This is a genomic window from Azospirillum sp. TSO5 (assembly GCF_003116065.1).
Lineage (GTDB): Bacteria > Pseudomonadota > Alphaproteobacteria > Azospirillales > Azospirillaceae > Azospirillum.
In genome coordinates this window covers 16,245-28,890 of record NZ_LGQY01000037.1, presented here as the reverse complement: position 1 = coordinate 28,890, position 12,646 = coordinate 16,245, and the positions used below count along the sequence as shown (strand labels likewise).

Genomic DNA, 12,646 nt, shown 5'->3' with positions numbered 1-12,646 from the left:
GGCGATCGCGTCCTCATCGACCCAGAAGGTCAGGCTGCCGCGCCGGCGCAGCCCCGCTTCATACGAGGACCAATTCGTCACCGTAAATCGCATCTTGGGAATGCGGTGGCGGCGGGCAGCGTTGTGCTTGAAGGGCATGGCGGGCGCGGTAGTCAGGGCAACGGGGCCACCCTTCTACACGGCGCGTTCGCCCCCGCCAACCGGTCCGGCTCGCCTCCGTGCATCAACACTCTCCGCAATCCACCTGGGGTTCGGTCATTGGTCGTCCTGCACTGCCACATCCTGGATCACGAGGACCAGGGCATGATGCAGATGGTGCGGATCGTCCCGCCGGGCCAGGGCCCGGGCAGCTTCCACCGGCACCCGTGACGCAGGGTCCGAACGGTGCGATCCGCCGGGGCCACGCGCCCCGGCGCTCCTTGCCTCGGTCGGCCTGCCCAGCCCTGGACCGCGCGGTCCGTCCGCGGCTGGTCCCGGTCCTATGCGGCGGGCCGTTCGGGAGGCTGCAGCGGATCGACTTGCAGGCTGGCGAACGATTGTCGCCCATGCTGCGTCCAGATCTGGTCCTCGTCCGGCATGATTCGCTGGTCGTTCCGAGTAATGTCCATAGTCGGCGAAAGCCAGGGCAACCGGTAGGATGCCGCGGGCAATTCCTGGCGCATCCGCTCGAAATCGTCTTCCCCATGCAGCAGGAGGATGAGTCTCCACGGCTCGCCAAGAAGAGTGGCGATCTTCGCGAGCCCGCGCGAAAACACGGTTACCGTCATCTCGTCCATGTTCTGCAGCGGATCGTCCAGCACCAGCAGATGGAGCGGATTGCCTGCCTTCGGGGCGCAGAGCAGGAACAGGGACAAGGTAAGGAGGTTGAGTTCGGCGGTGTTCAGGCGAAGCTCGCCATTCCGCATATCGCCGAAACGGATGTGCAGCGCCGACTGGCCCTTGTCGTCCTCCCCGCGCTCGACGCCGATGGCCGGATAGGCCCAGCGCGCGGGCGTCATCAGAGTCATCAGCTCGTCGATCGCCTCGGTCAGGAGTGGTCCGGATGCATCGCCGGATGCCGAGCCCCCGGGGGCTCCGAGAATGTCGGAGAGGAAATGGCGGGAGAGCGCATCCGCCGCCTGTTTCGCCTTGTCGTGCGTTTCGCTTGCCTTCTGGAAAGCGGCCCATACCGGCCCTGGCAGACGCTCGGCAACGGGAACGGAGCGCAAGGCCTCCAATGTCGTCTCCAATTCCTCAAGCTGCTCGTCCAGGACCCTGGTCCAGCCATCGATGCCGATGGTGGTGCCGCCCAGCGGCGTCGTCCTGTTTTCCACGATTGCCCTCGAAACCGCGTGTCCGAGCCTGGCCCCCGCGACTTCCCTGGTCCCCATGAGAAAGTGGCTGATTTGGTCCAACGCCTGCACCTGTGCTTCGGTCAGGGTGGGACGGACAGCCTCGGCAGCGGCATCCCAACGTGAACGCCGTCCCAGGCCGGTTATGCGGCGCCGGGCCGATTCCTCTTCCCGAACCAGCTCGCGGAGTTCGGATTCCGCTGTTCGCAGATAGTCCGGCGCCCGATCGGAGGTCATGGGCAGAAGCGCAGACGGTACGATGTCGTCCAACGGCCTTTCGCTGGCGCGCTTCGCGCGGTCCAGGCTGCGCACGATGTCCATGTGCCGGCTCATGATCGTGACCGCGGTGATCGAACGCAGCCAGCCGTTGAGTGTTTGTGCGGTGGCCTCGTCGGAGGTGCCGGACGAAGGCTTCCAGGCCGCCAGTTCAGGCAGGGCCAAGACCCGCCGGGCAGCGTCGACCCTCGCGACAATCGTATCGACTTCGCGGGAAAGGGGGCCGAGCATCCTGTCATATTCGCCCAACCAGCCGGCGACCTGATCGGCCGTCAACCGTTCCGACGGCGACATCGCCAGCATGGAGCCGAGCTGCGGGGCAAGCGGCACAAGCCTGCGGAGGGTCTCGCGAGAGAGCGCGAAACAGTGGGTCCACAGATCGTCGACACTCACGTCCGGCCCGACGCGCCAAGCCAATCGCTCCGACAGGACCTCGCGCAACAGCCGCGGGTCCAATGGCATGGCCTTGCGGAATCGTTCCGGAAGCGCGTCGCGCGCCTCACGCGCCACCTGCTCGGCGGAGTCGTAATTGTGCGCCACGGCGGTGAAGTCGGGAAAGAAGGTGCTGATGAAATAGCTGATCCGATCGGCATCGTTGAGGGTGACGAGCCGGTCCATCATCGGCTGATTCAACCGGAAGGCACCCGCCGACGGGATTCCGACGGGTGTGACCGGTGGCCCCAGTCGGGTGTCATGTTCGGTGCCCGCGTCCAGGAATCGGACCTTTGCCGAAGCGGGCGCGGCCTTTCCGTCCGGTGCGTGCTCGACGATGCGCGCGATATCCTCGACACGTTCCAGGCGATCGATGCGCCCGGTCGCCAGATACTCGATGGCTTCCACCAGCGAGGATTTGCCCGATCCGTTCGCGCCATACACCAGGTGGACACGCGCGTCCTCCTGGAGGTTGAGCGAGCGGGTCCCAGGCAGGCGCCAGTTGACCAGCTCCGCGCCGCGGAAGGGGCGTGCTTCCCGTTCGTGCCCTTCCGGCGGGGGAAACCAGCGCCGGATCGTCGGAAGAGTCCAGCAAAAGGCCCTGCGCAGCGCCGCTTCGCCTGCGGCGGTGTGCGGACCCGGCGCCCATGGCAGCAGGTGGATACCGATGCCGTGCAGAAAATTGCTCTCCCGCGCAATGTCCCGCAACGCGTCGCCGATGCCGGACACCTCGGTGGCCCTAGGCAGAACCAGCACAAGGTCGACCGCGAGCGGCAGTGGCCGCGGCCCACGGCCCGCCTGCTGTGTCTTGGTCAAGGCCAGATGCCGCAGGTAGGCGGCATTCTCCACGGTGCGGCGGCACCAGGCCGTAGGGTCCTCCGCCGGCTGGTGGGCAATGCCATCCAGGAAATGGACAACTCCGACCGTCCCGAAACGGTCGTCGATTATCAGCAGATCGCAGACAAGCTCGAAATGGTGGTCGATGATGGCTATTGCCTTGGCAAGGGACCGGGCGCCGGGGAGGGGAGGTTCACCCGTCCTTCCATTCGGATTGTGGAGCGCCGCCAAGTCCGCGACGGGCTTGATGCCGGCCAATTTCCTCAAGGCGTCCTGCAAAGCGCCGATCCGGTCGTCGAGCGTCTCCGCTCCCGCGGTCATTGGGGATTCCTCAGACAATCGATCCAGTCCTTGTGGTTTTTCGCTCGCTTGGTCAGGGGGCGGGCGGTGCCGGCCGCCCAGTTCCACAGATCGCGGGCTGCCGGTCCCTGGGTGGTGGCCGATATCCAAGGCAGCGTTATGGCGTCGGACGACCAGCGTACGGTCGACGCGGGCAGGGCAAAAGCGGAGGCCCGTATGCCGGGCCGATGAAAGCGGCCGAGCGACAGTTCCAGACGGACCGGCAGCGGCCCGGCAGCTCCGCTCGTGACCGCCAGCGCCGGCATGGTGTCGTTGGTCAGCGGCGCGAGCCGTGGCGGGGCGTTGCCCGATGACAGGCTGAGCTTCGCCCATTGATCGGGCATATCCGACAGTTCCGCGACCAGGTGCCGGACCGCCAACTCCATCACGGCCCCCCAGGCGGTCCAGCCGAAATTTTCGTTTGCGGGATAGTACCAGTGACCGTCCCGCAGGTCGTCGAAGGCGATGAGGGGCCGGCCCTGCCAAGCGATGCGCTGCGTGATCGCCGTGTCGCGCAGCAGCGCAGGATGGAAATGTTCGGTCCAGGCGACCGTGTCGGCGAACGCCTTGCGGGCGGAGGGATGGGCGGGCCATTGTGCCGCGGCGGCCTGTTCCACGTCCCAGAGGCATTCCAGATCATCCTCCACTTTCCTGAGCAGCCGCGACGGGGCCGGGTGCCCGAGCAGCAGCGACACGACGCTGCCCAGCTCCGCCCGGACCGCCTGGATTTGCCGGCGGCGGAACACCGCATGGAAAATCCAGGCGAAGGATTCGTCGAGATCGGCAAGCTCCGGCCTGCTGGAAGCGTTGAAGCTCAGATAATTGGGATGGTCGATCAGCTTGGGATGCTCGACGCCGATCGCCCGGCTGGCAGCCCGCAGCACCTCCAGGCCATGGAACTCCTTGGATCCTGCGGGCGCGAAGAAGAAGGCCGGGGCTTCCTCGCCCTGGGCGCCCGGGGAGGTGGGCTTGGCCCGCTGGGCCATTTCCTCGTAGGTGTTGCGGACCGTGTCGTGCAGGACGGGATCGGCCGTGCTGTAACCGCAGAACGCCACCGCGCGCGTGCGCAGCAGCGTGTAGACGAGGTCGCGGGACCAGGAATCCTGCCGCCAGTTCTGGACTTCACGGTAGGTGAAGACGATAGAGCGCAGCATCGCCGGCAGCTCCGTCGTGTTGTTCGATCCCCTTGCGGACCGGAACGCGTCGGCGCAGCCGTGGATCTTGACGATCGACGCCACGCGCCCGCCGTCCCGCTTTTCGAAGAAGTGGGACGCCATCGCGATCCGGGCGAAATAAGGGTGGCGTGTCGGCGGTTCGTCGTCTCCGGCGGCGGCGGCGTTCGGCGCCCCCCATTCCTGGAAGCCCGCCAGCCGATAGGCCCCCTCGATCAGCAGGTCGAAGTTGGTGGTGAGCAGGATCGGCGACAGCCCTTCACGCGCCAACCGGGCCAGCACGTGATGCCGTCGCCGTAGCCTGTTCCGGAAAGAGTGCGCAACCGCCTTCCGTCCAGCCAGCGACAGCTCTCCGCTCATCATTTCCTGGCAGGAGAAGCCCATGGCTTCCAGGAACAGGATCTTGCCGGCAGTAATCTTGCCATCAGCGACCTTGCGCGGATTTTCCAGCAGCTTTCTTAGCCCGTTCAGATCGATGGCGCGCAGCGGCACCGGGTCGGCAGCCGGCGGATCTTTTCCCCGCTGTCCAGGTTGGGTACCGATCTCCTCTAATAGCCTTGCTTCCGCAGCGGCGATGTCGCTCATCAGGGCGGGTGTACCGATGTCGTACAGGATCTCCGCGAGATCGGCCAAGGCCGACACGCACCAGTCGTTGACCGGATAGTAGTTGCGTGCCAGCTCCCCGACGAAGTCGGCCGAGACCTCCTCGATCTCCTTCAGTGAATGAACCGACTTGAAGGTGGCAAGGAGCTGGTCCGCTTCCCTCCCTCGCGGACCGGTGGAGAGGGTGCGGCATATGCCGATCACCCGGGCGGCCAAGCGGCGCATCAGACGGTCGGTGGTGTTTTTCTCGCTGTCGCGCGAAAAACCGGCGCCGATAAAGAACACCAAGTTGCCGGAGGCGAGCTGGCTGGCGAAATGAACCAGCCGGTCCGGGCGGAACAGGCCGTTCATGGATCCGGCCTCTGGCGCAAAGTCTGGTCGAGAGAGGTGCTGGCATCCGATGTGCGCGCAGTCCGGTCGGCGGCACGGATGCGGTCGGCACCGAACAGCTCCGCCCGAATCTTTCGCAAGGTGCCGATCTGGGTTTCCAGCGTCCATGCCTGCCACAGCGGGTCCGGCGTCGCCTTACCGTGATCGGCCCGCAGCGTCTCCAGCAGATCGGACGGCGCAGCGGGTCCCATTTCCTTGCGGCGCTCCTGCAACGCCTGGAGATAGGCTCTTGGCGTCGGCGTCACCAGGAAGGACGGAGTGGCCCAGCCGTCCAGTACCAGGAAGAAGGCGAGTTCGAGCAGCTCCTCCACGCCCAGCACGCGCCCACCCTGGGTCGGGTCGGAGCGGCGCAGCCGTTCCTGCAGCTTCTGAAACTCGTGGAGAATCTGCTGTGCTGCGGAGTTGGCGGCGTCGCGAAGGGCAGGTCGGATGCGCCGGATGGCCCTGTCCAACACCATCAAGGCTTTCTCGACCTTGTTCCGTTCGGCCAGAAACCCGGCGTAGGTTGTTACCGCCGCAGACCATTCCCCTTGGAACCGCGCGGGATTCCTGTCCAACATCCGCTGATGAAGGGGCAGCGCTTTGCGGATTGTCTCGATGGCCCGGTCGGGCTCTCCGGCGTCGTAAAGCCGCTTGGCCAGATTGGTCAGCGCGGTGGCCAGCAGCGGGGCGAAACGTGCCTCATCGGACGCCGCCAAGTCGCGGCCGAGTGCCACCGCCTCCCAGGCGGCCTTCAGTGCGCCGCTGCCGTCTCCGATGGCGGCCAGACAGTTGGACAGGCGGTCCAGTCCGGCCGCCAGTGTCGGTTTGAAGCGTGCGGGCGCCGTCTCCGCCAACGGTTTCAGGATGTCGAGCGCCTCATGCATGGCTGTGGCGGCTGCGCTCGTGTCTTCCCGGTCCAGAAGGCAGTCCGAAAGGATGTTCAGGCTGGAAGCCAGATCGGCTCCGTAAGCGGCCTTGTTCATTGCCGCAAGCCGGCGGCGGATGGCCACCGCTTCCGATGCGGCGGCCAACGCATCGTCACCCTTGCCGCAAGCCAGGAGACGGCTGGACAGGTTGGACAGGCTCAAGGCGAGGCCGGACTCGTGCTCCGCCGGGTTCGAGGAGACCAGACGACGCCGGACGGCCACGGCCTCGTGGATCGCCGTGAGGGCTTCCTCGGTCTGTCCGGAGTCGGCGAGGCGGTTGGACAGCGTGTTCAATCCATAGGCCAGGTCCACCTCCAGTTCCGATCGGGGCGCCGCAGGATTCAACGTTGCCAGCCGGCGGAGGATGTCCACCGCCTCGCGCGCAGCCTCACGGGCTCCGGCATCGTCGCCGGTGGCGGCGAGGCAGACGGACAGGGTGTTCAACCGGTTCGGCAACCCTGGTTCGAACCGGTCGGGGTCGGACAGGGCGAGTGTACGGTGGATGGCCACCGCTTCCCCGATGGCGGCCAGGGCTTCGGCGACCTTGCTCTGGGCAAACAGATCGATCGACAGGTTGTGCAGGCTTCTCGCCCGGTCCACGTCCGATTCCGCATGCGCGGCCAGGGTGCTCCAGACGGTGGCCGAAAAACCGGTCACCCCGGCTGGAACGCTGTGAAGCAGTTGGTCCGCGAAGCGTCTGGCGCGCTCGGGATGGCCGCGCACCATATCGGCCAGCAGGTCGCCCAGGTGCCCCTTGTGCAGGTCAAGAACGATTTCCGAATCGCAGATCAGCTGGCCGACCCGCGCGAACGTGTCCGTTTCGGCGCCGTCGAACACCGTCCACAGCCATTCCGTCACGACGGCGTCGCAGTCCGCCAGAACGAGGGCGGCGAGGGCGGCGGCCATGATGCGGGGACCGGGTGGAGGAAGAACGCCGCCCGACAGGACACCCGCTCGTTTCAGACGCCCTTTCACGTTGTCCGTGCTTCCCAGGCCGAGGCGTAGCGTAGGAGACGCCAACCGTTCGATCGTCGCCGCGTCCAATCCGCCGCGCATCGCCGACAGCGCGGCCAGCCGTTCCAGAGCCTGCTTCTCGAACCCGTAGGTAACCGAAAGGCCCATCAGCCGGATACGTTCCTGCTCGACGAGCCACAGGATCGCCTGCGCGCCAGACAATTCGAGCGCGGCCGGCTCCGGCCGCAATGCCGCCGCCACGGCCGCGGCTGCGACAGCCACCGCACGCTGGTTGAAGGGATCGCGCGTCAGCCAGTCGCTTACCTGAGGAAGGGACGGGGTGTTCGGCTCGCTGCCGACCATGCGAGACACACGGCTGAGGACCGTGCTGAACAATTCCCACACCGCACGCGGCTCGATCCTTTCCGTCAGGATCAGCGTAGGGTCCCGGCGGTGGGTCGCGCCCGCCTCGTCGATCACCTTGTCCCAGTCATCGATCTGCCGGCTGATGAACAGGACGCACAGATTGCGGCTGGGGATGTTCGGCCGCCGTGCAATTTCCCTCAGCCGTTCCAGGGTCGCTGCCCGGTTTTCCTCCGGCCGGTCGAGAATCAGGAAACTACCGAAGGGGCCGGCGTCGAATGGAAGAGGCACGTCAAGGGGTACGAATCCGGCCGCCCATCCCTTCGACCGGAGTTGTGCGGCCACCTCATACGCGAGCCGGGTCTTGCCGATGCCGCCCTCACCCACCAGGAAACGGAAACGGACGCCGTCTTCCCGTCCCGCCCAACTGGTGAGCTGGGCTTTTTCGTCCTGACGGCCGACCAGATCGCTCATCCGCGTGTTCCAGGAGAGCCAGGCCAGCGCTCCGCTATCAGGCCGGAATGCGTCGGGGTTCCAGGGAATGTCCGGCTCGATCCAGCCCTCACGCGCTTCGGGATCGCCGATTTGGGTCGCGAGGAACCAGAGCGTCGCCTCCGGAGCCTCCGCCAGCCAAGCGGCCAAGTCATCCGCGTCATAGACGCGGATGCCCTTCCATTGGGCGGCATGACGGGCGTCGGCCAGCCATTTCCACTTGCCGGGCCAACGGCGCGGCGTCACGAAAACGAAGCTGCCATGTTTCGGAGAGACGTGGCCCGGCTCTTTCAGGAAGTTTCCAAGACTGGCGGCGGCCGTGTCCGAGTTGTAGACGCCCGTAGAGAGCGCCCACACGCTATCGCCTTCAGGAACCCAGTCCGACCCACCCCTGGCGGTACTCACCAGGTCCCAGCCCGGACCGGACGACGGCTTGGTGCCCTGGGGATGCAGGGTGTCCAGCGCCGCCTCCGACTGCAAAAGACGGACGATCAGCTCAAGCAGCGCGGGTAGAGCGACGTGTCCCGTCGCCCACGTCTCAAGCGCCGCTGCATCGACAAGGGCTTTCCGGCTGGACACGCCAGTCTCCTCAGCTTCGTTCGCCCATTTGCGGTGCATGCCGGGCCATCGATGGAACGGTCCCGGATGCACCGCTCATGCGAGTATGCGGAATCTCTCGGAATAATGATGAAGAGGTTAACAAAGAATTTCCTTGCCATATAAAATAGCTCTAATGATTTTCACGAAAACCTTATCGAGTAACGTTATTGAATACATATGTATGTCTAAAAAGAAGAAAATTTTGTATTGATAGAGGATTGGGATCGGTGCACTTTTACATAGAGAATGGTTGGTCATTCCTTCGTAAGCAATGTTTATGGTAGGCATAGAAGCATAATGCCAACGGGAGAGCACTCGCTCAGCGACGACGGAGACGCAGTGCCGGGCCGGACGGTGCGGTGGTGTGCCATAGCGCGATCCGCCGCGCTTGGCGCCCTGACCCTGCTCTTATCGGCGTGCGGAGACGACCGTCCGTCCTGTCTTCCCCCTGTTTCTCCGGCCCCTGTTTCTCCGGCCCTTGTTTCTCCGGACCGTCCGACAACACCGTCGATTGATGCGCCACCGCGTCCCGGTCCGGTGCGGCTGTATCTCGACGGGTCCGGATCCATGCGGGGCTTCGTCGGGAACACCGGCCCGTCGCCCTACCGGGAGGTGGCCCATGCGATGATCGGAAGCCTGCGGCGCTCGGCCAGCGAGTTCGAAGTCTTCCGCTTCGCCGCCGGCATCGAGAGGCGGAACTATTCGGATCGGCTGGCCGCCGACATTCTCGACGTGTCCTTCTACAGCAGCAAGCCTGCGCCGGGAGCCAATACCAAGCAGGTCCCTCCCGGCGAGACCCATCTGCACGATGTCCTCAAGCAGGCCGCCGCTCAGCCGGGTGTAACCACCGCGGTCGTGACCGACCTGTTCCTCAGTGCCGCCGAGGTGCATGGCGGCGAGAACAGCCCGCTGCGCCAGGCGCTGGCGGACATCCTGCACAAAGGCTTGAGCATCGCGCTCATCGGGATCCAGGCCCCTTTCTCAGGGCGGGTCTACGACCTCGCCACGACGCGGGAATCGATCAAATTCACCAACGGGCAACGGCCCTTCTACATTCTTCTGATCGGGAGCGATGCGCAGGTCCGGACGCTCTATGCGACGCTGCAGACCGAGGTGCTCGGAACGCCGGTCATGGGACCGCATCATTCGACCGTCTTCTCCCCCCGCGCATTGCCCGCAAGCGGCTGGGTGCCGCGCCTGGAACTGAACACCGGAACGAGGGAGGCGGCGCTGCTCGCCAAGTCGGCGGCATCCGAGGCCCCATTCCAGATTGCGGTCGGTCGGCGGGGCGGAGGAGCCAGCATCGCGCTTGAGCGGCAGGACGGCGATTCGGCGTGGTTCGCCGGACAGGCCGTGGTGCCGGATGTCGGACGCGCGACCTTGAAGAGCATCATCCATTTCTACACCACGGGCCGGCATGGCTGCGAGAACGGCTGGATCGAGGATGACGAGCGCCCGGGACTGGTCGAACTTGGGCAGGTGCAGCCGGACCGCCTGTCCTTCAACGTCCTGCGGGAGCCGGCTGCCACCTTCGGCTTCCGTCCGAATGTGACGTATGTGCTGGACACGACGGTAACCTTCACCTCCCTCCACGCCGCGCCGGAGGCACGGCAGTGGATAAAGGACTGGAGCTACAACGGCACCCAGGAAGCCGCCCTTCTCAAGCGTGTCGCGCAGCGGGAGGAACAGCGGGAGAAACAACAGCAGGCTCAGCGGCCATCCGCGAAGGCCGAGGCTTCCGGCAGCGAGACCATCCTGTTCCCGACGCTGAATCTCGAGTCGCTCGGCGACCTCATGGTGCAGATCACCAAGGAACAGCACTCATCGGAGCGCATTCATGCGTTCCGTCTCGTCTACAACATGGAATGACAGCAGGGAAACATGAAGAAGTTCATTCCAACCTTGTTGGCCGTATTCATTCAAGTGGTGGCATGCGCCATCATCGTGGCCCTGCTGAACATGTTGGACCCGAACCTTTTCTCGGGCCTCCTCGATGATCGATTCAGCGGACGGTCGCAGAAATTCGCTGCCGAAGACCTGAAATTCGGCATCATCGTCGTCTTCGTGTCCAGCATAGGGCTTGCCATTCTGGGGTCGCTGGTCTGGTTGGTCTATGCGGCCATGAAGGTGGTGCATCATCCCAAGGACGTACCGGCCCTTTCCCCGGTTTGGTCAGCCAATACCCTGCTGTTCTTCCTTGCGACCATCGTGCTGGACTATCTGTTGGTCGGACGTTTCGTCTACGGGCTTAGGGTCGGCTACACGGTGCATGTGGTGCTGCTGGGACTGCTGGCTTTCCTGGTCTTCTATTATCCCGCAACCTTCTTCGCGACCCGGCCGACCATGCGCCCGTCCGTGCTTTTCCGGAACCGGCTGTTCGCGCGGAGCCAAGCATGACCAAAAGCTACTTCATCGGCATCGGCGGCACCGGTGCCCGTTGCGCGGAAGCCATGCTGCACCTGTGCGCTGCGGGCCTGGGCCCCGAGGATATGTGGATAGGCTTCGTCGACCCGGATTCCAGCAACGGGAATCTTGAGCGCACGAAGGAGATGTTGCAGCTGTACCAGGCTACGCGCGCAGCGTTGCGCAATCCCGGCACCAGTCAAGTCTCGCAGGAAACGCCGCTCTTCCGCACCGAGATCAGGACGGCGAGATCCGGAGCGTGCTGGTCGCAGGTTCCGGCGGAGGTCACCTCGATGCGCGACCTCTTCCACCATTCGGCAATGGAGGAAGACGGACGGTATCTGTTTGACGCCCTTTACCTGCGCGAAGAACAGGACATGGATCTGTCCCACGGATTCCGCGCCCGTCCGGCGGTCGGCGCGGCCGTCGTCGGGGCCAGGGTGGCGCCGGAAGAGGATTTCTGGCAGGACGTGTTCGCCGCGATCCACGAGGCGAAGCAGAACCGCGACGTGCGGATCTTCATCGTGGGATCGGTATTCGGCGGCACCGGCGCTTCGGGCTTTCCGGTCATCGCGGGACGTCTGCGCGAAGCGCTGAACTCTCCGCGGGTATCGATTTCGGGCGCCCTGGCGCTTCCCTATTTCACCTATGCCGAACCGGAGTCGGCCGGGCCGATCTACGCCCATCCGGGCGCCTTCATCCATCAGGCGCGCGGCGCGCTCGAACATTACCGGGACATGCTGTCCAGGCCAGGTCCCAACGGGCCTCTGTTCGACAACCTCTATATGCTCGGCTGGCCCCGTCTTCTTTCCCTCCCCGTGTCGCGTACCGGCGGCAAGGGCCAGTGCAATCCGCCCCTTCTTCCGGAATTGTACGGCGCACTGGCGGCGGCCCGCTTTTTCCTGAACGGCCCGACCAGGGACGCCAGGATCCTGCACATCGCCAGGAACGCATCTCCGGAGTTGACCTGGGACGACCTGCCCGGCGTTGAAACGGCCGCCGGTATGGACGGAGAGGTCAAGACGGTTCTGGGACGGATGCTGCGCTTTTCCGCCGCCTTCCGCGGAGTCTACGGCCCGCTTCTCGCACGGCCGAACCACCGGCTGTACGAACGGCACCTTTGGTACCGTCGTCTGTTGGCCGCGACGAACGCCGGGTTGGACGGCGATCCTGCCCAGAACGCCCGCACGAAGCTCGACAGCTATTGCCGTGCCTTCCTGCGCTGGATGGTCACCATCGTGCGATGCAGCAGCCATGACGGCCTTGCAGTCAACCTGTTCAACGATGGAAGCATCGGGGCCGACGGCCCGCCGGACGGCGACGGTCTGCTCCTCCTCCACGACGATCTGTTCGAGCGGGTCAAGCGCATCTTCCCCACGCTGGTCACAGACTCCGGCCCCGACAGCACATCGCTGGAGACCATTCTCGACAACCTGAACGCTGCCCGGCCGAAGCCCGGCGCCGAGGGGCTCTCCGCGTTCGTCGAGGCCCTGTTCGAACAATGCACCCTGGCCAACGGCAAGCCGCTGCGGCGTTCCGCCTGATC

6 protein-coding genes and 1 pseudogene are annotated in these 12,646 nt (G+C 65.1%); 3 read left to right on the top strand and 4 right to left on the bottom strand.

What is annotated here, in order from left to right; all coding sequences use genetic code 11:
- The 4 genes and pseudogenes from TSO5_RS11395 to TSO5_RS11375 form a co-directional block, all read right to left on the bottom strand.
- Positions 1–138 (bottom strand): annotated as a pseudogene (locus TSO5_RS11395) (IS5/IS1182 family transposase); the annotation flags it as partial.
- A gap of 341 nt (positions 139–479) precedes the next feature.
- Complete coding sequence (locus tag TSO5_RS11385) at positions 480–3,197, bottom strand: ATP-binding protein (RefSeq protein ID WP_158282404.1); 2,718 nt, start codon at positions 3,195–3,197, stop codon at positions 480–482.
- The gene (locus TSO5_RS11380; RefSeq protein ID WP_158282403.1) at positions 3,194–5,341 is read right to left on the bottom strand and encodes an SIR2 family protein; all 2,148 of its coding nucleotides are present in this window, start codon (positions 5,339–5,341) and stop codon (positions 3,194–3,196) included. The genes TSO5_RS11385 and TSO5_RS11380 overlap by 4 nt, the downstream gene beginning before the upstream one ends.
- A complete protein-coding gene (locus TSO5_RS11375; protein ID WP_109151694.1) occupies positions 5,338–8,715 on the bottom strand; it encodes a tetratricopeptide repeat protein in 3,378 nt (1,125 codons plus the stop codon). The genes TSO5_RS11380 and TSO5_RS11375 overlap by 4 nt, the downstream gene beginning before the upstream one ends.
- A 549-nt stretch (positions 8,716–9,264) precedes the next feature.
- Between TSO5_RS11375 and TSO5_RS11370 the strand changes: the two genes are divergently transcribed.
- The 3 genes from TSO5_RS11370 to TSO5_RS11360 are packed head-to-tail and all read left to right on the top strand — an operon-like array spanning position 9,265 to position 12,644.
- The gene (locus TSO5_RS11370) at positions 9,265–10,566 is read left to right on the top strand and encodes a hypothetical protein (protein WP_109151693.1); all 1,302 of its coding nucleotides are present in this window, start codon (positions 9,265–9,267) and stop codon (positions 10,564–10,566) included.
- Positions 10,567–10,578: 12 nt separating this feature from the next.
- On the top strand, positions 10,579–11,094 hold the full coding sequence (locus TSO5_RS11365; protein ID WP_109151692.1) for a hypothetical protein: 516 nt from the start codon (positions 10,579–10,581) through the stop codon (positions 11,092–11,094).
- Positions 11,091–12,644, top strand: coding sequence for a tubulin-like doman-containing protein (locus TSO5_RS11360; RefSeq protein ID WP_109151691.1), 1,554 nt, complete (start codon positions 11,091–11,093; stop codon positions 12,642–12,644). Before TSO5_RS11365 ends, TSO5_RS11360 begins: the two co-directional genes overlap by 4 nt.
- Positions 12,645–12,646: the final 2 nt, after the last annotated feature.

Bases quoted from the DNA above. Each gene is read 5' to 3' on its own strand.
- TSO5_RS11370 (WP_109151693.1), top strand. From the start codon at position 9,265: ATGCGGGGCTTCGTCGGGAACACCGGCCCGTCGCCCTACCGGGAGGTG.
- TSO5_RS11365 (WP_109151692.1), top strand. From the start codon at position 10,579: ATGAAGAAGTTCATTCCAACCTTGTTGGCCGTATTCATTCAAGTGGTG.
- TSO5_RS11380 (WP_158282403.1), bottom strand. From the start codon at position 5,341: ATGAACGGCCTGTTCCGCCCGGACCGGCTGGTTCATTTCGCCAGCCAG.
- TSO5_RS11375 (WP_109151694.1), bottom strand. From the start codon at position 8,715: ATGCACCGCAAATGGGCGAACGAAGCTGAGGAGACTGGCGTGTCCAGC.
- TSO5_RS11385 (WP_158282404.1), bottom strand. From the start codon at position 3,197: ATGACCGCGGGAGCGGAGACGCTCGACGACCGGATCGGCGCTTTGCAG.
- TSO5_RS11360 (WP_109151691.1), top strand. From the start codon at position 11,091: ATGACCAAAAGCTACTTCATCGGCATCGGCGGCACCGGTGCCCGTTGC.